This is a genomic window from Pseudomonas sp. CHM02 (genome assembly GCF_000612585.1).
Classification (GTDB): domain Bacteria; phylum Pseudomonadota; class Gammaproteobacteria; order Pseudomonadales; family Pseudomonadaceae; genus Aquipseudomonas.
This window is the reverse complement of the sequence record NZ_JFCA01000040.1, coordinates 37,496-57,035: the sequence shown is the minus strand read 5'-3', so window position 1 is coordinate 57,035 and position 19,540 is coordinate 37,496. Positions and strand designations below refer to the sequence as shown.

Sequence of the window (19,540 nt, the reverse complement as noted above, 5' to 3'; positions counted from 1 at the left end):
TTGCGCGTACTGGTAATCAAGACCTCATCCCTGGGCGACGTGATCCACGCCTTGCCGGCGCTGACCGATGCCGCGCGAGCGATCCCCGGCATTCAGTTCGACTGGGTGGTGGAAGAAGGCTTTGCCGAGATTCCCACCTGGCACCCGGCGGTGGACAAAGTGATTCCGGTGGCGATTCGCCGCTGGCGCAAAAACCTCTGGCAAACCCTCAAGAGTGGCGAATGGCGGCGTTTCAAGCAGCGCATCCAGTCGACCAAATACGACTTGGTGATCGACGCCCAGGGCCTGCTCAAAAGCGCTTGGCTGACCCGCTATGTGCGGGCTCCCGTCGCCGGCTTCGACAAAAACTCTGCCCGTGAACCGTTCGCGGCGCGCTTCTACTCTCGGCGCCTGGCCGTGGCCCGTGGGCAACACGCGGTGGAGCGTCTGCGCCAGTTGTTCGCCGTGGCGCTCGGCTATGACCTGCCCAAGGGGCTGGGCGACTACGGGTTGAGCGTCGACAAGTTGCTCGGCCTACCGCCGAAAAAGCCTTTTGTATTGCTGCTGCACGGTACCACCTGGGACACCAAGCACTGGCCCGAAGCCTATTGGCGTGAGCTGGCCGAACGCATGGGGCGACTGGGCGTGGACGTGAAGCTGCCCTGGGGCAATGCCGATGAAAAGGCTCGCGCCGAACGCCTGGCCCAGGGTCTGCAAAACGCCGAGGTGCTGCCCAAATTGAACCTGGCCGGTGTCGCCCGTGTATTGGCCGGCGCCCGTGCCTGTGTGGCGGTGGACACCGGCCTCGGTCACCTGGCCGCCGCGCTGGATGTGCCGACCATTTCTCTGTTCGGGCCGACCAACCCCGGCCTGACCGGCGCCTACGGCAAGGGTCAGATTCACCTGGCCAGTGATTTCCCCTGCGCGCCGTGCCTGCAAAAGCAATGTACCTATCAACCGACGGCCGACGACCTGCGTCGGTTCGACATCAAGCGCGAGTCGCCCCTGTGCTTCACGCGCCTGAACCCTGAGCGTGTGGCCAGCCGACTGAGCACGTTGTTATTGGCTGAGGAGCTGCACTGATGCAACTGGCTTTTGTTCTGTACAAGTACTTCCCCTTCGGTGGCCTGCAGCGCGACTTCATGCGCATCGCCCTGGAGTGCCAGCAGCGCGGCCATCAGATTCGTGTCTATACGCTGATCTGGGAAGGCGACATCCCGCCCGGCTTCGAAGTGCTGGTGGCACCGGTCAAGGCGTTCTTCAACCATCGGCGCAACGAGAAGCTCAGCGCCTGGATGGCCGCCGACCTGGCCAAGCGCCCGGTGGACCGCCTGGTCGGGTTCAACAAAATGCCCGACCTGGATGTGTACTACGCCGCCGACGGCTGCTTTGAAGACAAGGCGCAAAACCTGCGCCACTCGCTGTACCGCTACTTCGGTCGCTATAAGCATTTTGCCGAGTACGAGCGCGCCGTGTTCGCCAAGGATGCCAAGACCGAAGTCCTGATGATTTCCGAAGTGCAGCAGCCGCTGTTCATCAAGCATTACGACACGCCGCTGGAACGCTTCCATCTGCTGCCGCCGGGCATCGCCCAGGACCGTCGTGCGCCGCCGAATGCCGCCGAAATTCGCGAGGGCTTCCGCAAGGAATTCAACCTGGGCGACGACGACCTGTTGCTGGTGCAAATCGGCTCGGGCTTCAAGACCAAAGGCGTCGACCGCAGCCTCAAGGCCGTGGCTGCCCTGCCGTCTGAGCTGAGAAAACGCACACGGCTGTTTGTAATCGGCCAGGACGACCCCAAAGTATTCCAACTGCAAAGCGCGACGCTGGGGCTGGGGGACAACGTGCAGTTCCTCAAGGGCCGCAGCGATATCCCGCGTTTCCTGTTGGGCGCCGACGTGTTGATCCACCCGGCGTACAACGAAAACACTGGCACCGTCTTGCTCGAAGCCCTGGTGGCCGGGTTGCCGGTGCTGGTCTCGGCCGTGTGTGGGTATGCCCACTACATCGCTGAAGCCGACAGTGGCCTGGTGCTGGATGAGCCGTTCGAGCAGAGCCAGCTCAACCAGTACCTGACGCACATGCTCACCGACACTGCACAGCGCGCGGCCTGGAGCCGCAATGGGTTGGTCTTTGCCGAGACGGCCGACCTCTACAGCATGCCGCAGCACGCGGCGGATGTGATTCTGGCGGAGCCAAAACGATGAAGTTGATTCTTGCCGAACCGTTCAAGACGTTGTGGGCCGGGCTTGATGCCTTCGCCGAAGTCGAGAAACTGCAAGGTGAAGTATTCCGTGAACTGGCGGCACGTCGCACTCTGCGCACAGAGGTCGATGGCCGTCCGTATTTCGTGAAGATCCACCGTGGTATCGGTTGGGGCGAAATCTTCAAGAACCTGATCACCGCCAAGTTGCCAGTGCTGGGCGCCGGCCTTGAGTGGTCGGCGATTCATCGTTTGCAGGAACTCGGTGTGCCGACCATGACCGGTGTGGCCTTTGGCGAAAAAGGCAGCAACCCGGCGGACCAGCACTCGTTCATCATCACCGAAGAACTGGCGCCGACCCTCAGCCTTGAAGACGTCACCCTAAACTGGGTCGCCGAGCCGCCCGCCCCTGCATTGCGTCACGCCCTCACGGCCGAGTTGGCGCGCATGGTCGGCGACATGCACCGCGGTGGCGTCAATCATCGCGATTGCTACCTGTGCCACTTCTTGCTGGACACCTCGAAACCCATCGACGCGAACAGCATCAAGCTGTCGGTGATCGACCTGCACCGCGCCCAACTGCGTGCCCATCTGCCGCTGCGCTGGCGCGACAAGGACCTGTCTGCGCTGTACTACTCGGCACTGGACATCGGCCTGACCCGTCGCGACAAGCTGCGCTTCCTCAAGGGCTATTTCCGCCAGCCGTTGCGCCAGATCCTGGCCGAGCAATCGGCGTCGTTGAGCCTCATGCAGCGCAAGGCCGACAAGCTGTATGCGCGCAAGCTGCGTTACGGGGATGCGATCTGATGGCGGGTTGGAACCTGGAACCTGCCTACGCCCACCTGGCGGATGATTTTGGAAGCCTCGAAGCGGTATTCGCCCTGCAAGGCGAGCGGCTGACCCGCGACCCGTTGTCGGAAGTGATCCGGGTGGAGCGGGGCGGGGTCAATTACTACGTCAAGCGCTACACCGGTGCCGGCAAGGGGCTGCGGCGTTACCTGGGCAAGCCGCGGGTCAAGTCCGAATGGCAGAACCTCAAGCGTTTCGCCAAGTGGGGCATTCCCACCGCTGACGTCGTGGCCTGGGGCCTGGAGCGCAAGGGCCTGGCCTACGAGCGAGGGGCGATGATCACCCGCGAGTTGCCGAAAACCGAAGACCTTTCGGTGCTGGCCGAGCGTAACGATGCGCGCCTGCGCGATCCCAAGTGGGTTGACGCGGTGAGCCGCCAGCTCGCCGAATACACGCGCACGATGCACGATCACCGCTTTACCCATAACGATTTGAAGTGGCGCAACCTGCTGATCGACGACCAGTCCACGCTGTACCTGATCGACTGCCCGAACGGTGATTTCTGGCGCGGGTTCTGGCTCAAGTACCGTATCACCAAGGACCTGGCCTGCCTGGACAAGGTGGCCAAGTATCATCTGTCCGCCACCCAGCGCCTGCGCTTCTACATGCAATACCGTCAGCGCCGGCACCTGAGTGCATCGGACAAACAGCGTATTCGCCACGTGGTGAAGTTTTTCGAGGGGCGCGAATGAGTGATTTCCTGGCGGCTGAAGACCGTGCGCTGCTGGAGCGCAACGGCCTGGCGACGTTCGACGCCCTGTGGGCCAAGCAGTTGGACGCGGTGGATGAGCCCAATACCAGCCGTGGTGGCTGGAGCAGTGTGTTTCGCCTGGAGCTCGACGGCCACGGCTACTACCTCAAGCGCCAGAGCAACTACCTGACGCGCAGCTTGCACCGCCCTTTTGGCGAGCCGAGCTTTTCCCGTGAATTTCGCAATATCAGCCGTTATCGCACGCTTGGCATCCCCGCGTTGCAGGCGGCGTTCTACGGCGAGCGCAAAGTCGGTGGTGAACACCGTGCGATGCTGCTCACCCGCGCGCTGGACGGCTGGAATGACCTGGACTCCTTGCTGGAGCACTGGCCTCAACTGAGCGAAGCCCAGCACCGTGCGATCCTGCTGGCCTGCGGCCAACTTGCACGCCGACTGCACAGTGTTGGCCAGGTGCATGGCTGTTTTTATCCCAAGCATATTTTCTTGCAGGCGACCGGTGACGGTTATGCCGCGCAGTTGATCGACCTGGAGAAAACCCGCCCGTTGTTGTTCGGTTGGCGTGACCGGGTCAAGGACCTCGAACCCCTGTTGCGCCGTGCGCCGCAGTGGACGGACGCCCAGGTGCGTCAGCTGTTGGCTGCTTACCTCGATCAGCCTGAAGACAGCACGCTGGTCGGCAGTTGGCTGCAGCGCCTGACGGCCCGGCGTAGCCACAAGGAGAAACGCTGATGCGCCTGTCCGAGCTGAAAAGCGCCGGCCGTACGCCGAGCCTGCCCATTACCCTCGACCTGGCGGATGCCGCCGGCCCTGGTCAACTGCAGCTGTTGAGTTTGCTGCGGGTGTTGCCGGGCGAGCGCTATGTTGGCGCGGCCGTATGGCGCGGGCGTCCGGTACTCGCCAAGTTGTTGGTGGGCAGCAAGGCGGCGCGGCACTTTCAGCGTGAACTCAGCGGCGTGCGCCTGCTGGCCGAGCAAGGCCTGACCACACCGTTGTTGCTGGCCGATGGCTTGCAGGAAGGCGAGGGCGGTTGGCTGCTGTTCGAATTTATCGAGGGCGCCGAAAGCCTGGCGGATGCCTGGCAGGCTGTCGAAGGTTTGCCGCCGTTGGCTGACGAGCAAACCGCCGTACTCGCCGAAGCGCTGGGTGCGATCGCCCAGATGCACACCAAGGGGCTGTGGCAGGAAGACCTGCACCTGGACAACCTGCTGCGCCAGGACGGCAAACTGTACCTGATCGACGGTGCCGGGATTCGCGCCGAAGAGGCCGGCAAGCCGCTGTCGCGCAACCGTGTACTGGAGAACCTCGGCGTGTTTTTCGCCCAGTTGCCAAAAAATCTCGAGCCGTTTACCGAAGAACTGCTGGTGTACTACCTGCTCAGCAACAGCGAGCACGCACTGCCGCTGGAAGCCTTGGAGAAACAGGTGCGCAAGGTCAGCGCCTGGCGCCTCAAGGATTTCCTGAGCAAGGTCGGCCGCGACTGCACGCTGTTTAGCGTGGTGCGCGGCGCGTTTGCCTTGCGCGCGATCCGTCGCGAAGAGGAGCCGGCGATGCTGCCGGTGCTGGAGCAGGCCGATACGCTGCTGGACCAAGGGCATTTGTACAAGACCGGTGGCGCCGCCAGCGTCGCCAAGGTCGAAGTGGCCGGTCGGCAGTTGGTGATCAAACGCTACAACATCAAGGGTTTCGCCCATTGGCTCAAGCGTTTCTGGCGCCCGAGCCGAGCCTGGCATTCCTGGCGCGAAGGCAACCGCCTGGCGTTCCTCGGCATCGCCACCCCCAAGCCGCTAGCCGTACTGGAAACGCGTTTTTTCTGGTTGCGCAGCCGCGCCTACCTGATCACCGAATACCTGCCGGGACCGGACATCATCGAACGCTTCGCGCCGTACGTTGAAAGCGGCGATGCACCGGAAAACGAACTGCAGGCGCTGGATCACCTGTTCGCCGAACTGATCCGCGAGCGCATCAGCCATGGCGACTTCAAGGGGCATAATCTGTTCTGGGACGAGAACCGCTGGTCCCTGATCGACCTTGATGCGATGTGCCAACACACCTCCGCCGCCAGCTTCGCCACGGCATACGCCAAGGACCGCGCACGTTTCATGCGTAACTGGCCTGAAGGCAGCGCGCTCTACCAACTGATCGATCAGCGGCTGCCCAAATTGTAGGCGCCGGCTTGTCGGCGATGGCGTTTCTCCTGGCGCTGCAAGGCTCAAGGGCCTCATCGCTGGCAAGTCAGCGCCTACAGGTGTTGCGTGGGCAACACTGATTGGGCAGTTGTGTTCAAGAACGACAGCACGCTTTCGCCGTGGATTTTTATCTCACTGATTTAACTCACTAAAAATCCTGGCACGGGCTCTGCAATGCCATCGAGTGAACCCTTTCACCGGTGGCTCAGGAGCCGTGTATGCCTTCCCGTCTTTCCTCGCTTTCCCGTTTGATCTGCCTGGGTGCCGCCCTGTTGCTGAGCGGCGTGGCCCATGCCGCTGATGGTGACGATGCCGTGCCGTCCCTGGCCGGCAAGCGCATCGCTGTGAGCATGACCGGCACCAGTCACTATTTCGATATCAAGGCGTTCCAGGCGCAGGTCGATGAGATCAAGCGACTGGGCGGTACGCCGATCACCCTCGATGCCGGGCGCAATGACAAGAACCTGGTGACCCAGCTGCAAACCGTGGTCACCCAGAAGCCTGACGCGGTGATCCAGACCCTCGGCACCCTCAGCGTGATCGACCCCTGGCTCAAGCGCATCAGCAAGGCCGGCATCCCGTTGTTCACCATCGATGCGCCATCGCAATACAGCCTCAACAACACCACCTCCGACAACGTCGCCACCGGCAAGGCCCTCGCCGATCAGTTGATCAAGGACGCCGGTGGCAAAGGCAAGATCCTGGTGTTCAACGGCTTCTATGGCGTGCCGGTGTGTGCGATCCGCTATGACCAGCTGAAGCTGGCGCTCAAGGACTACCCGCAGCTGGAAATCATCCAGCCCGAGCTGCGCGACGTGATCCCCAACACCGTACAGGACGCCTATTCCCAGGTATCGGCGTTGCTCAACAAGTACCCGGCGGGCAGTGTCTCGGCGATATGGTCGGCGTGGGATATTCCGCAACTGGGCGCGAGCAAGGCGTTGATCGATGCCAAGCGCACCGAAATCAAGACCTACGGCGTCGACGGCACACCCGAAGTGCTGGCGCTGCTCGGCCAGGCGAACTCGCCGGTCGGTGCCGTGGTGGCGCAACAACCGGCGCTGATCGGCAAGACCGCCGTGCAAAACGTGGCGCGCTACCTGGCGGGGCAGCGTGACTTGCCCAAGGAAACCCATGTGGCGACCTTGCTGACCACCGCCGGCAACCTGGCGCAGGTCCAGCAACTGCGAGGTGATTGATGGCGGCGTTGCACCTGCAGAACCTGCGCAAGCGCTTTGGTGCCACGCTGGCGCTGGACGATGCGAGCCTCAAGGTAGCGCGCGGCACCATCCACGGCCTGGTGGGCGAGAACGGTGCCGGCAAATCGACTTTGATCAAGGTGCTGGCCGGTATCCACAAGGCCGATGCCGGGCAGGTGAGTATCGACGGTCAAGCGTATGCCGCGTTGTCGCCGCGCCAGGTGGATGCGTTGGGTGTGCAGTTCATCCATCAGGAGCGCCTGTTGCCCACGAGTTTTACCGTGGGCGAGGCGCTGTTTTTCGGTCATGAACTGCGCCGTGGTCCGTTTGTGGATCGGCGTCGACAGCAGCGTGAAGCGCAGCGGTTGCTCGCCGAGTATTTTGATCTGCAACTGCCGGCCGGCGCGCTGGTGGGCGAGCTGAACAGCGCCGAGCGCCAAGTGTTGCAGATCACCCGGGCGTTGATTCGCCAGCCCAAGATCCTGGTGTTCGACGAGCCCAGCGTAGCGCTGGTCAAGCGCGAGGTCGACCAGTTGCTGCGCATCGTCAAGCGCCTGCGCGACCAGGGCCTGTCGATCTTGTACATCTCCCATTACCTGCAGGAAATCGACAGTCTGTGTGACGAGGTCACCGTGCTGCGTAATGGTCGGGATGTGGCGGTGGTGGAGCCTCGGCATACGTCCAGCGCAGAGATTGCGCGGCTGATGGTCAACCGCGAGGTGCAGGAGATGTACCCCAAGGCCAAAGTCGAGCTGGGCGAGCCGTTGTTGCAAGTGCGCGGGTTGAGCCTGGCGCGGCGCTACCGGCAGATTGACCTTGAGGTGCGACGCGGTGAAATCGTCGGGCTGACAGGGCTGGTGGGCTCGGGCGCCAAAGAACTGTTCAAGACCCTGTTCGGCGTCGAGCAGGCCGACAGTGGCAGCATTCATCTGCAAGGGCGTTTGCTGCGCCTGCGCACGCCGGGCCAGGCGATTGCCGCGGGCATTGCACTGGTGCCCGAAGAACGCCGTAGCCAGGGGATTGCGCCGGTCCTGTCGGTGTTGGAGAACCTCACGCTGGCGGGGCTTGGCCGGTTCAGTCGCTGGGGTTTGTTGAGCCGCGCGAGGGAGCAGGCGGAAAGTGTGCGGCTGATCGATGAGCTGGCGATCAAGGCGCCGGGACCGCAGGCGGCTGTCAGCCAGCTCAGTGGCGGCAACCAGCAGAAGGTTGCGTTGGGTAAATGGTTGAGCCGTCGCTCGGCGGTGTACCTGCTGGATGAGCCCTGTGTGGGGGTGGACGTGGGAGCCAAGGTCGAAATCTATCGCCTGATCGGCCGGCTGGTGGAGCAGGGGGCGGCGGTGGTGGTGTTGTCCTCGGATCTGCCTGAGTTGCTGGGGATCAGCGATCGGATCCTGGTGCTGCATCGCGGTGAGATTGCCGGTGAGTTCAGTGCGGGAGAGGCCGATAGTGATCAGTTGCTGGCATGTGCCACTGGCGCTGTGTCGGCCGTTGCCGCGCCGGTACGTGAGGTCGAGCATGCTTGAGGTCATATTGCGGCGAGGTTCGGTGGGCGTGTTTCTGGCGATTTTGCTGGGGTTTGCCGTGGCGGCGCCGAACTTCTTGTCGGTGGGCAACCTGGCCAATGTGTTCAGTCAGTCGGCGATTCTTGGTGTACTGGCGTTCGGGCTGACCTGCGTGATTATCGGCGGAGGTTCGAATGTGGTCTCCGGTGGGCTCGACCTGTCGCTGGCGGCCAACCTGGGGTTGTGCGCGGCGGTGTTCAGCCGCCTCAACAATGCTGGCCTGGAGCTTTGGCTGACGGTGCTGCTGACCCTGGGCTGCGGCCTGGCGGTCGGCCTGCTCAATGGGCTGGCCGTGGTGGTGCTGCGTTTGCCGCCGTTGTTGGCGACGCTGGCGAGCATGAACGTGCTGGCCGGGCTGGAACTGGTGCTGACCGAAAACACGGTGGTGTCCACCGACTCTCCGCTGCTGGATCTGCTCAGTGGCGGCACGTGGCTGGGGGTGCCAGCCCTGGCGTGGGTGCTGTTGGTAATGGCGGCGCTGCTGACCTTGCTGATCCAGCATTCGCCCTACGGCTTGCGCCTGCACGCCGTCGGCGAATACCCCCAGGCGGCCGAGGCGGCGGGTATTCGCGTGCCGGGCTATGTGTTGTCGAGTTACCTGTTGTCGGGCCTGTCTGCCGCGGTGGCGGCGTTGTGTTCCGCGGCGTTTTTCAGCGGCAGTACCACCGGCTCGGGCGACATGCTGTTGTCGGTGGTCGCGATTGCCTTTCTCGGCGTGGTGTTTTCCCGCCGGCTGGTGGCGAGCATTCCGGGTACGTTGCTGGCGGCGCTGTTGATCGGGTTCCTGATCAATGGCTTTCAGTTGCTTAACGTGTCGAGCTTCTGGGTCAATGGTGTGCAGGGTGTGCTGATCTTGCTGGTGGTCGCGGCGTCGAGTGCGCTAAACAAAGGCGCGACGGCATGAACCTGCGCACATTGTTACCACTGACATTACCCCTGGTATTCGCACTGATCGTCGTGGTGTTTGCGCTGCAGGCACCGGGCTTTCTCAGCGCCGGCAACCTGCAGAGCCTGGTGTTGAACAACTTCGTGTTACTGGCGATTGTCGCTGTCGGCATGACTTACGCCGTGGCGGCCGGCGGTATCGACCTGTCGGTGGGCACGGCGCTGGACTTCGCCAGTTTCAGCTTCGTGGTGCTGCTCAATGGTGGGCATGGCTGGGCGTTTGCCGCGACGGGCGCGTTGCTCGCTGCACTGCTGGTGGGGCTGGTGAATGCCGGGTTGATCGCCGGGCTGCGGATCAGCCCGTTCCTTGCAACGCTGGGCACGTTGTTCATCGGCACCAGCGCCCAGCAATTGCTCTCGGACGGCGGCCAGCCCATCTATATCGCCCAGGGTTTGAAGCCTGAACTGACAGGCCTGACGCCGTTGCTGATCGTGTTGGGGCTGGCGTTGTTCTACGGTTTGGCGCTGGCGCGCGGTCGCCTGGGGCGAGAACTGCTCGCTCAGGGCTCTCAGCCGTTGCTGGCATATTACTCGGGGCTGTCGGTACGGCGCATTGTCACCGTCGTGGCGCTGGCGACCGCGTTGGCGTGTGGCGTGGCCGGGGTGCTGCTCAGTTCGACGGTCAGTGCTTATGTGCCGCTGTCCGGCAACGCGTTTTTGCTCAACGCGATTGGTGCGGTGTTCATTGGCACCACGTTGAGCCGGCAGGGCCGGGCGAATATTCCCGGGACCCTGCTGGGCGTGCTGTTCATCAACGTGATCGCCAACGGCCTGCTGTTGATCGGCTGGAACTTCTACTGGCAGCAGGTGGCGACGGGCGTGCTGATTTTTGTGGTGTTGACGTTCAGCTTCGCCAGTCGGCGGATCCAGGAAACCCGCTGATCAGAACTGATACTCGGCACCGGCGCCCGCATACCACGAGCGGCCTGGCGCCGCTTCGTAATAGCGGCCATTGCCGTCGCCGACGATTACCGAGCCGACATACTGGCGGTCGAGCAGGTTATCCAGGCGCAAGGTCTGGTGGAACGTCCGGTGCTCGACCTTCTGCTCGAAGCGGGCGCGCCAGTTGAACACGCTGTAGCCCGGCGCGGCGGGTTGGCTGTTGGTGTCTTCGACATAGACCTTGCTGCGGTACATGCCTTCGATGGCGGTGCTGACCCAGTCCCTTGGCTTCCAGTTCAGTTCGGCGAACAGCGTGGTCTGCGGCACGCCGGGCAGGTAGTTGCCTTTGTCGACGGCAGTGCTGCCGCCGCTGATGAAGTCGCTGTCGTAGGTGGCTTGCAAGCGGGTGTAGGCGAGGTGGGTGCTCCACTGTTCGCTGAGTTGGCTTTCGATGCCCAGCTCGAAGCCGCGGCGCAGGGTGCGGCCGGCATTCTGGTAACTGGTGCGGCCACCCAGGGATTGAGACACCACCAATTCATCCTCGGTGGTGATCTGGAAGACGGCGGCGTTGATCCGCGTGTTGTTGAGCTGGGCCTTCAATCCCACCTCGTACTGGGTGCTTTGCGACGGTTTCAGACCGAAGTTGAACCCTTCGACGCTGCCCGGCGCATAGGCCAATTCGGCCTGGGTCGGCGTTTCGAAGCCTTTGCCGGCGCTGACGTAACCGTGCAACTGCGGGGTGAAGGCGTACATCACGCTCATCGACGGGGTGTTTTTTTGATAGGTCTTGTTGCCGCTGGAATCGCCGTTGCCGAGGAATTGGTCGTCAACGTCCAGCTCCATGGTGCTGTGCCGGACGCCGGCTTGCAGGGTCCAGCGGTCGAGGGCCCAGTTGGCCTGAATGTAGGGATCCAGGCTGCGGGCGGTGTCGATTTCATCGCGACGCAGCTCACCCTTTACCCCCAGGGTGCTGCCACTGTAGTTCTGGTATCCGTGGCGACTGTCCTCGCTCTGGTCGAAGTCCAGGCCAGTGATGATCATCAAATCGCCCGGTGCACTGTCGATGGGCTGCATCCAGCGCACGCTGCCGCCGTAGAACTTGCGGTCGAATTGCACCACGCCGCCGCCGCGTTCGTTGGGGGGCGTGCCTTTGGGAATCGACAAGTACTGAATCACACTCCGCCGCCCCGTATACGCATTCACCTGCAGCGTTGCATCGCCGATGTAGCGCTCGTAATTCATCCCCAGTTGCTGATGATCGATACTTTTTCGCGTGTTGTACGTCAGCGCGTTGGCGCTCACCGAGCGCGGATCGGCCTTGTACGCCGCCCATGTCTGCCCCAGCGGGTCCTGTGTACCGTTCTGCTCCAGGCTGCTGTAGATCAGCGCCAGTTTGCTGTCGTCATCGGGCTCGACGTTGAGCTTGGCAAACGTCTGGTCGCGGCGGGCGCTGCTGTGGTCGCGGTAGCCGTTGGTGTCCATGCGCGAGGCATCCAGCACGAAGCCTGCGCCGTTGGCCGCGCCTTCGGCGCTCAGGTGGTTTTTGTTCAGGCCGTCGCTGCCCACCAGGGTCTCTGCACCGATGCGCGGCGGGCCTTCGCCGTCGCGGGAGAACATCTGGATCACGCCGCCGGCGTTGCTGCCATACAGGGTGGCGGCAGGACCGCGCAGCACTTCGATGCGTTCGGCGGTGTCGAGGTTGAAGGTGGCTGCCTGGCCCTGGCCGTCCGGAGTGCTGGCGGGAATGCCATCGGCAATCAGCTTGATGCCGCGCACGCCAAAGGTCGAGCGGGCGCCGAAGCCGCGGGAGGAAATCTGCAGGTCCTGTGCATAGTTCTGACGGTTCTGCACCACCAGGCCCGGCACGCGGGACAGGGCCTCGGAGGCGTTGATGCCCAATTGGCCGTCGCTGATCTGTTCACGGCTGATGCCGTCCACCGAGTACGGCAAGTCGAAGGTTGGGCTGGCGCTGCGTGAGCCGGTCACCACGCTCGGGTCGAGCACCAGCGGCGCGTCGTCGGCGTGGGCAGTATTGCTCAAGGCGAGCAGGCCGGGTAGCAGCAGGGTGAAGCGAGTGATGATCTTCATGGGGTCAGCCGAAATCTATGGCGCTTAGGACGTAAACGCGCAAAGGGGCGCGAGTTTAGTGGTTCGGATAGATTTTTCCATTTCGGATGTTTCCCACATGACACGTCGGTGTACCTGTGCTGAACCGACGAACGGGCGGGTGCTAGCGTGGTGAACCTTCCTGAGGACTTGCCATGGACATTAAAAAACTTGCCTCGCTGGGTGTCATTGCGTTAGCCATCAGTGGTTGTGGCACGCTCAACACGGTGCTTCGCGAGGACGTCGCCGCTACGCGTGAACTGCGCAAGCAAAAGACCTATTGCCAGTCCATTCCGCGTGTCTACAGCGGGCTGGCGTTTGATTTCTGTTTGTTGAATGCGCCGCCCGATTACACCGGTGTGCTGGTGCCGTTGGTGCTGGTGGACCTCGCCATGTCCGGCGCGGCCGACACCGTGGTGCTGCCCTATACCCTTTACCGCCAGGGCAAAGACGGCAATCTTGGTGTCTATTGGCGGCCCGGTCGCTCATGAGTCTGCACGAGTATCGCCTGTCATGCCGTGCCTGAGGCTCACCCTTTTGGGGCTTCGCGCCTTATTCAACGGTCTTTAGGTAAAATGTCCTGCTGGCAGCTCGTCATCATTTTCACTAGATCATCCCTACGCTTGTTTACGCTATAATCCCGCCCTTTAGCTGTTTCCTGCCCAGGCGGGAGGCACACTTTTTTCAGGCGCAACCCGCCTGCATGCAGACTAAAAGAGGCTAGACCCCTGTGGCATTGACGATTCTTGGCCTGTCCGGCGCCCTTAGCCATGATCCTTCCGCAGCCTTGTATATCGACGGCAAGCTGATCGCGGCCGCCGAAGAAGAGCGCTTCGTACGCGACAAACATGCAAAGAACCGCATGCCTTACGAGTCGGCGAAGTTCTGCCTGGAGCAGGCTGGCATCAAGCCTTCCGACGTTGACGTGGTCGCGATCCCGTTCGCCCCGATCAGCCTGTTCGGCGAGGCGCGCTGGCACTACGCCAAGCGTTACTGGTACGCCCCGGACCGCGCGCTCGACGCGATCCTGATGGGCAACCGTCGCTACAAGCGCTATCGCAACAAGATCGTCTGGTGCCTGGAGCAACTGGGCTTCGATCCAAAGAAAATCAAGATCGAGCCGGTTGAACACCACCTGGCCCACGCCTCCAGCGCCTACCACTGCTCAGGCTTCCAGGAAAAAACCGCGATCCTCGGTATCGACGGTAAAGGTGAATACGCCACCACGTTCTTCGGCTACGGCGAAAACGGCAAGATCCACAAGATCAAGGAATTTTTTGACCCGGACTCCCTCGGCGGCCTGTACGGCGCGATCACCGAGTTCCTCGGTTTCGAGATGCTCGACGGTGAGTTCAAGGTCATGGGCATGGCGCCGTACGGCGACGCCAGCAAGTACGATTTCTCGCGTCTGGCCTCGTTTGAAAACGGCGAACTGGTGATCAACACCGACTACGCCAACGTCATCGGCCTGCGCCGTTATAAAGAGAAGGGCAAGGGTTTCTACTTTTCGCCAAAACTGATCGAGTGGCTGGGTCCCAAGCGCGAAGGCGATATCGCCGACGAGCCGTATATCCACTACGCGGCCAGCATGCAGGCGCTGTTCGAGAAACTGGCCCTGCAGATGATCGACCACTACCTGGGCGATATCCTGAAAGACACCGGCAAGCTGGCTTTCGCCGGCGGCTGTGCGCTGAACGTCAAGCTGAACCAGAAGATCATCGCCCGTGACGACGTGAAAGAGCTGTTCGTACAGCCAGCGTCCGGCGATGCCGGCACGGCGGTGGGCGCGGCAGCCTATGTGTCCCACGCCCGTGGTGTCCCGGTCGAGAAGATGGAACACGTCTACCTCGGCCCGTCCTACAGCAACGAAGACGTGATTGCCGCGTGCGCCAAGCACGAGAGCAAGCCGAACTGGCGCAAGATCGAAAACATGCCTCAGCGCATCGCCAGGATCATGGTCGACGGCAACCCGGTGGCCTGGTTCCAGGGCCGCATGGAGTTCGGCCCGCGCGCCCTGGGCGGTCGTTCGATCATCGGTTGCCCAAGTGCGACCGGCGTGGCTGATCGCATCAACCACCAGATCAAGTTCCGCGAGCGCTGGAGGCCTTTCTGCCCGTCGATGCTCGACACCGTGGCCCCGCAGATGATCAAGGTCGACCACCCGGCGCCGTTCATGACCTTCACCTTTGAAGTGGCCGAAGAGTGGAAAACCCGCGTGCCGGAAGTGGTCCATGAGGACGGCACCTCCCGTGCCCAGGTGCTCAAGCGCGAGTACAACCCGCGCTACTACGACATGATGAAAGAGCTGGAAGTGCTGACCGGCAACGGCGTGTCGCTGAACACCTCGCTCAACCGTCGTGGCGAAGCGATGATCTGCTCGCCGACCGACGCGCTGAACATGTTCTTCGGCTCCGACCTGCAGTACCTGATCATGGAAGACATCCTGGTCGTCAAGGACGGCGTGGACCCTTATGACGCTGTGGTCTAAATGCTGAACCGCTTCCAGGCTTGGCGTGAGCGTGGCTGGACGCCTGTCGAGGCCGAGGTTTACGCCCAGGCCTGGCAGCGGTTTGGCGGCAGCGTGGCGACCCATCCGCAGGTTATCGAGCGGCTGGCGGGCCTGGCGCAGATTCCCGTGCGTTACCTGGGCTGGGAACAGGACGGCGAACTCAAAGGGGCGATTGCCACCTGGGGGCGCGACCTGGCCTTGTCCAAGGACGTGCTCAAGCGCCGCGGCAAGAAAGGCCTGTTTGACCTGGGCAATGCCGAGATCATCCTGCCGATCGCTGCCGATGCGCAGTTGCCGGTGCGCCATCGCGGGCGCTACCTGTCAGCGCTGAACGAGGGCCGCGTCAGCACCCTAAAGCCCCAGGCCGAGCAACTGGCCATGGCGCGTACCCCCGAAGACCTGTCGAAGAAGTTTCGCTACAACCAGCGCCGCGAACTGCGCCTGCTGGAAGAGGCGGGCGGCGTGGTGCGGGCGGTGAGCGAGTTTTCCAGCAACGAACTGGCGGCGGTCTACTGCGATCTGTTCCAGCGCCGATGGGGCTTTCCAGCCACGGGCGCCGAACGCCTGGCCGAGGTGCTGGCGCTGCTCAAGGAGTTCCTGATCGGCTCGGTGCTGTTTCTCAATGATGCGCCGATTGCCGTACAGCTTGTGTACCGCGTCGAGGCGCCGCAGTGGATCAGCATTGAGTACGTCAATGGCGGTGTCGATCCTGAAACCCGCGCGTTCAGCCCCGGCAGTGTGCTGAGCTTCCTCAACACCCAAAGCGCCTGGGAACAGGCACGTGCCGTGGATAAACCGCTGCGCTTTTCCTTCGGGCGTGCCGACCGCGAGTACAAGGAACGCTGGTGCAACCCGGTGCCGGTGTTCAGCGTATGAGCCGCAAACAGCAACTGCTCAAGCGCCACCGGCGCAATAAACGCATTGCGCTGCTGATCGGGCTGCTGCTGTTGATCGCGGCCGGAGTATTGGTGGCCTGGTGGCTGCCGCTGATCCTCGCGGTCGTGCTGTGGGTGGCCCATGAAGCCTGGTTTGCCGACCACCTGTTTTATTCGCCCAAGGATGACTACCAGTACCGCTTTGCGCCGAGTGGCCAACAGGTCGGGTTGCGTCTGGACGGCGACAGGTTGCTGGCAGAGACGCCGCTTGAGCTGGTTGGCGATGAAACGCTGATCGTCGAAGTACAGCTCAAAAGCAACCTGTGGGGTCGTTTCCTGGATCCTGCGGTTGAGTTTCTGGACGACCGCCAGGCGTTCGAGCGCGGTGTGGCCGGCAAGCGTTACCTGAACCTCACTGGCTCGGCGACGGCATTGGCCGCGGGTGAGCTGCGCCTGCGCGGGCGTTTTTGCCGAGTGATCGGCCAGCCTGTCTTGTGGGTATTTCGTCAGCCCGACGCTGCGCGCCAGCGCGTGATGGTGATCGCGCCCCATGCCGACGATGCCGAATTGGCCGCCTTCGGCCTGTACGGCCAGGCGGATGAAAGCTGGGTCGTGACCCTGACCGCGGGTGAGATCGAGGCCGAGCACTATCAGCAGATGGGCCTGCCCAAGGCCGAAGCGGCGCGGATCAAAGGGCGCCTGCGCGCCTGGGACAGTATTGCCGTGCCGCGCTGGGCCGGCGTGCCCGAGGCGCGCTGCGTGCAGTTGGGGTATTTCTGCCTGCAACTGCCGGCCATGCTTGACGCCCCCGATCAGCCCCAGGCATCGCGCGAAGCGCAGTTGGACGATACGCGGCTGTTTCGCCAGTTCAATGCCTTGGCGTTGCCGGGGGATGTGGACGGTGCGCCGACCTGGAGCAACCTGATCGCCGACCTGCGGGCGGTGTTGCTCAAGGCGCGTCCCGAAGTGATTGTGTTGCCGACGCCAGTGCTCGACCCCCACCCTGACCATATCTGCGCCCACACCGCGGTGGTGCAGGCTTTGCAGGGACTGGAGTGGCAACCGACCACGTTGCTTGGCTATGCCAACCATCTGCATGATAACGACCGGTGGCCCATGGGTGATTCAGGTGCCGGCATCGCTTTGCCGCCGCAGTTCGATGCCACCCAGGTACTTGAGCCCTATTGCCGGGTGCTGAGCCTGAGCCAGCAGCGGGACAAGGCCATGGCGCTGGGCATGATGCATGACCTGCAGCCCCGCGCACCGTTCAAGCGCCGGGTGCGTCGCCTGTTGCAGCAATGGCTGGCTGGTCGTAGCCCATCGCCGTATGGCGAGAACGAATTTTTCCGCAAGGCCGTGCGCCGTCACGAGCTGCTTTGGGTGCTGAAGCAGGACTGAAATTGACTTTTTTCGTCGGGCTGCCCGCGTGTAGCAGCCCGATTGCCTCATGGAGTGATATGAAGCCTCGTTTCAAGGTTTTGCAGTTGCAGCCTGACTACAACGTCAAGCTCAATGATTTCGCCGATCTCGGCGAGCAGATCGTCAAGGCGTTGCCGACGGAGCGATTCGAGGTGACGTCCGCCTTCCTGAGCGGTCGACCGCAGCCGGGCCAGCCGTTGAGCGTGGCGGATCATTCCAAGTATTTCGAGTTTCCCGAGAAGGCCCTCAAAGGCATCCGCCTGGGCGCCATGTGGGAAATCTACAAGTACTGCCGTGCGCAGAAATTCGATGTGGTCATCTGTAACCGCTTCAAGTCGGTGAACATGATGCTGTCGCTCAACCGTTGGTTGAAGATCCCGCTGTGCATCGGTATCTCCCACGGTTTCGGCGAGTACGAGCGCGCCTATCGCCGACGCCAGGCGCGCCGCCTGGTCAGCCCGGCCTGGCGCTTTGTCGGGGTATCGGAGGCAGTCAGGGATTACCTGATCGGCCTCAACTGCGGCTTTACCCGCGAGAACACCACCTTTGTCACCAACGCCATCGATATTCCCCAGGCCGAGGCCTTGCAACTGCCGCGCGAGCATGCGCGCCAGGCGCTGGGGCTGTCGCTTGACGCGCGGATCATCGGCGCACTGGGGCGACTGGTGCCGATCAAGGGCCATACACATCTGCTGCAAGCGTTTGCCCGCCTCAAGGACAAATACCCCAACGCCCAGGTCGGCATCATTGGCTCCGGCCGGGCCGAAGCCGACTTGCGCGCGGACATCGAGCGCCTCGGCCTCACCGGCCGTGCGCACCTGCTGGGCTTTCGCGAGGATGGCCTCAAATATGTACGCGCCTTCGATATCTGGACCATGCCTTCCTTGCTTGAGGGCCTGGGCCTGGCCCTGCTCGAAGGCATGAGTGGACGCCTGCCGGTGATTGCCTCCAACGGGCCGGCCATGCTGCCGCTGGTGGAAGGCGCAGGCGGCTTGTCCCACGAGCCGGGCAATGTCGAGCAACTGACAGCGGCCTTGGACACTTATCTGGCCATGAGCGACGAACAATTGCGTGCCAAGGGTGAACAGGTATTTCGTTACCTCGAAGAAAACCACGCCTTGGCCGAGTTCCAGCAGAAGTACCTGAACCTCATCGAAACCGGTTTGAAAGAAGTAGGTAGAGCATGACAGCGCAACAACCCCTGGTCTCGGTAATTATCGCGTCCTACAACCACGGCCGGTATATCGAAGAGAGCATCCTCAGCGTGCTCGGCCAGACGTACCCGAATATCGAACTGCTGGTGGTGGATGACGGCTCCAAGGATGACAGCGTCGAGCGCATCCGGCGCCTGCAGGCCGAGCACGGCTTTGATTTCCAGGTACAGCAGAACCAGGGCCTGACCGCCACGCTCAACGGTGCCATCGCCCGCGCCAAGGGCAGCCTGATCGCCCCGTTCGGCTCCGATGACATCATGCTGCCGGACCGTATCGCCACCCAGGTGGCCTATATGGCGGACAAGCCGAAGGTGGGCATGTGCGCTGGCAACATCGAGCTGATCGATGGCGACGGCAACCTGCACCCGGAGAAAAAGCAACGCCGCGACGTACCGTTTCGCAGCCTGGATTTCGACGACATGTTCATGGACCGCAAGCCCTTCCCGCCGGCGCCGACCATGTTGATTCGCCGCGAAGTGCTGGAAGAAGTCGGTGGCTTCGACCCACTGATCCCTCTGGAAGACCTGCTGATCCAATTGAAGATCACCGCCGCGGGCTACACCATTGACGCACTTGGCGTGGTGATGGCGCAGTATCGGCAGCACGCAAGCAATACCTACAAGAACCACCGCTACATGATCCAGAACATTCTCAAGACCTATGCCCATTTCAGCGAGCACCCGGCCTATGACGCGGTGCGCTACAACTTCCTGAACTCGATGTTCCTGAAGACGGCCGATCGTGACCGGCCACTGGCGCGAGAGATCCTCAAGCAGATCCCGCTGAAGTTCTGGGGGCGCAAGACGTTGCGTGGCTTGGTGCGGTTGTACCTGGCGCCCCTCAGGAAGTGAGGCGGCGGGGGATATGAAAAAGGCGACTATCAGCAGTGATAGTCGCCTT

17 protein-coding genes are annotated in these 19,540 nt (G+C 62.5%); 16 read left to right on the top strand and 1 reads right to left on the bottom strand.

The features are described from left to right. The 10 genes from waaC to BM70_RS0122515 all read left to right on the top strand — a co-directional run bounded on the left by waaC (position 1) and on the right by BM70_RS0122515 (position 10,517). Positions 1-1,062: a lipopolysaccharide heptosyltransferase I gene (waaC, locus tag BM70_RS0122560; RefSeq protein WP_025858121.1), complete on the top strand. Its 1,062-nt coding sequence runs from the start codon at positions 1-3 to the stop codon at positions 1,060-1,062. Next, positions 1,062-2,186: a glycosyltransferase family 4 protein gene (locus BM70_RS0122555; RefSeq protein ID WP_025858120.1), complete on the top strand. Its 1,125-nt coding sequence runs from the start codon at positions 1,062-1,064 to the stop codon at positions 2,184-2,186. Before waaC ends, BM70_RS0122555 begins: the two co-directional genes overlap by 1 nt. Beyond that, on the top strand, positions 2,183-2,989 hold the full coding sequence (gene rfaP / locus BM70_RS0122550; RefSeq protein ID WP_025858119.1) for a lipopolysaccharide core heptose(I) kinase RfaP: 807 nt from the start codon (positions 2,183-2,185) through the stop codon (positions 2,987-2,989). Before BM70_RS0122555 ends, rfaP begins: the two co-directional genes overlap by 4 nt. Beyond that, positions 2,989-3,723 (top strand): lipopolysaccharide kinase InaA family protein, encoded by a 735-nt coding sequence (locus tag BM70_RS0122545; RefSeq protein ID WP_025858118.1) that lies wholly within the window; start codon positions 2,989-2,991, stop codon positions 3,721-3,723. The genes rfaP and BM70_RS0122545 overlap by 1 nt, the downstream gene beginning before the upstream one ends. Next, positions 3,720-4,472: a lipopolysaccharide kinase InaA family protein gene (locus BM70_RS0122540; protein ID WP_025858117.1), complete on the top strand. Its 753-nt coding sequence runs from the start codon at positions 3,720-3,722 to the stop codon at positions 4,470-4,472. Before BM70_RS0122545 ends, BM70_RS0122540 begins: the two co-directional genes overlap by 4 nt. Next, the gene (locus BM70_RS0122535) at positions 4,472-5,908 is read left to right on the top strand and encodes a lipopolysaccharide kinase InaA family protein (protein ID WP_025858116.1); all 1,437 of its coding nucleotides are present in this window, start codon (positions 4,472-4,474) and stop codon (positions 5,906-5,908) included. Before BM70_RS0122540 ends, BM70_RS0122535 begins: the two co-directional genes overlap by 1 nt. Positions 5,909-6,147: 239 nt before the next feature. Beyond that, positions 6,148-7,128 carry a sugar ABC transporter substrate-binding protein gene (locus tag BM70_RS0122530; RefSeq protein WP_025858115.1) on the top strand — a complete coding sequence of 327 codons (981 nt, stop codon included), beginning with the start codon at positions 6,148-6,150 and terminating at the stop codon, positions 7,126-7,128. Further along, positions 7,128-8,651 carry a sugar ABC transporter ATP-binding protein gene (locus BM70_RS0122525; protein WP_025858114.1) on the top strand — a complete coding sequence of 508 codons (1,524 nt, stop codon included), beginning with the start codon at positions 7,128-7,130 and terminating at the stop codon, positions 8,649-8,651. The genes BM70_RS0122530 and BM70_RS0122525 overlap by 1 nt, the downstream gene beginning before the upstream one ends. Beyond that, positions 8,644-9,594 carry an ABC transporter permease gene (locus BM70_RS0122520; protein WP_025858113.1) on the top strand — a complete coding sequence of 317 codons (951 nt, stop codon included), beginning with the start codon at positions 8,644-8,646 and terminating at the stop codon, positions 9,592-9,594. Before BM70_RS0122525 ends, BM70_RS0122520 begins: the two co-directional genes overlap by 8 nt. After that, entirely contained in the window at positions 9,591-10,517 is a 927-nt protein-coding gene (locus BM70_RS0122515) for an ABC transporter permease (RefSeq protein WP_025858111.1), read from the top strand. Before BM70_RS0122520 ends, BM70_RS0122515 begins: the two co-directional genes overlap by 4 nt. On the opposite strand, the gene BM70_RS0122510 is transcribed toward BM70_RS0122515, so the two are convergent. After that, a complete protein-coding gene (locus tag BM70_RS0122510) occupies positions 10,518-12,605 on the bottom strand; it encodes a TonB-dependent receptor (RefSeq protein WP_025858110.1) in 2,088 nt (695 codons plus the stop codon). 173 nt (positions 12,606-12,778) lie between these two features. Here BM70_RS0122510 and BM70_RS0122505 point away from each other — a divergent pair, with 173 nt between their 5' ends. The 6 genes from BM70_RS0122505 (at position 12,779) to BM70_RS0122480 (ending at position 19,491) form a co-directional block, all read left to right on the top strand. Then, positions 12,779-13,114, top strand: a complete 336-nt coding sequence (locus BM70_RS0122505) for a YceK/YidQ family lipoprotein (RefSeq protein WP_025858109.1) — start codon at positions 12,779-12,781, stop codon at positions 13,112-13,114. Between the two features lie 239 nt (positions 13,115-13,353). Continuing rightward, positions 13,354-15,111, top strand: coding sequence for a carbamoyltransferase (locus BM70_RS0122500; RefSeq protein WP_025858107.1), 1,758 nt, complete (start codon positions 13,354-13,356; stop codon positions 15,109-15,111). Next, a complete protein-coding gene (locus BM70_RS0122495; protein ID WP_025858106.1) occupies positions 15,112-16,008 on the top strand; it encodes an antimicrobial resistance protein Mig-14 in 897 nt (298 codons plus the stop codon). Next, positions 16,005-17,405 (top strand): PIG-L deacetylase family protein, encoded by a 1,401-nt coding sequence (locus BM70_RS0122490; RefSeq protein WP_025858105.1) that lies wholly within the window; start codon positions 16,005-16,007, stop codon positions 17,403-17,405. The genes BM70_RS0122495 and BM70_RS0122490 overlap by 4 nt, the downstream gene beginning before the upstream one ends. 59 nt (positions 17,406-17,464) lie before the next feature. After that, the gene (locus BM70_RS0122485; protein ID WP_025858104.1) at positions 17,465-18,613 is read left to right on the top strand and encodes a glycosyltransferase; all 1,149 of its coding nucleotides are present in this window, start codon (positions 17,465-17,467) and stop codon (positions 18,611-18,613) included. Then, positions 18,610-19,491, top strand: a complete 882-nt coding sequence (locus BM70_RS0122480; RefSeq protein WP_025858103.1) for a glycosyltransferase — start codon at positions 18,610-18,612, stop codon at positions 19,489-19,491. Before BM70_RS0122485 ends, BM70_RS0122480 begins: the two co-directional genes overlap by 4 nt. The last annotated feature ends 49 nt before the right edge of the window (positions 19,492-19,540 follow it).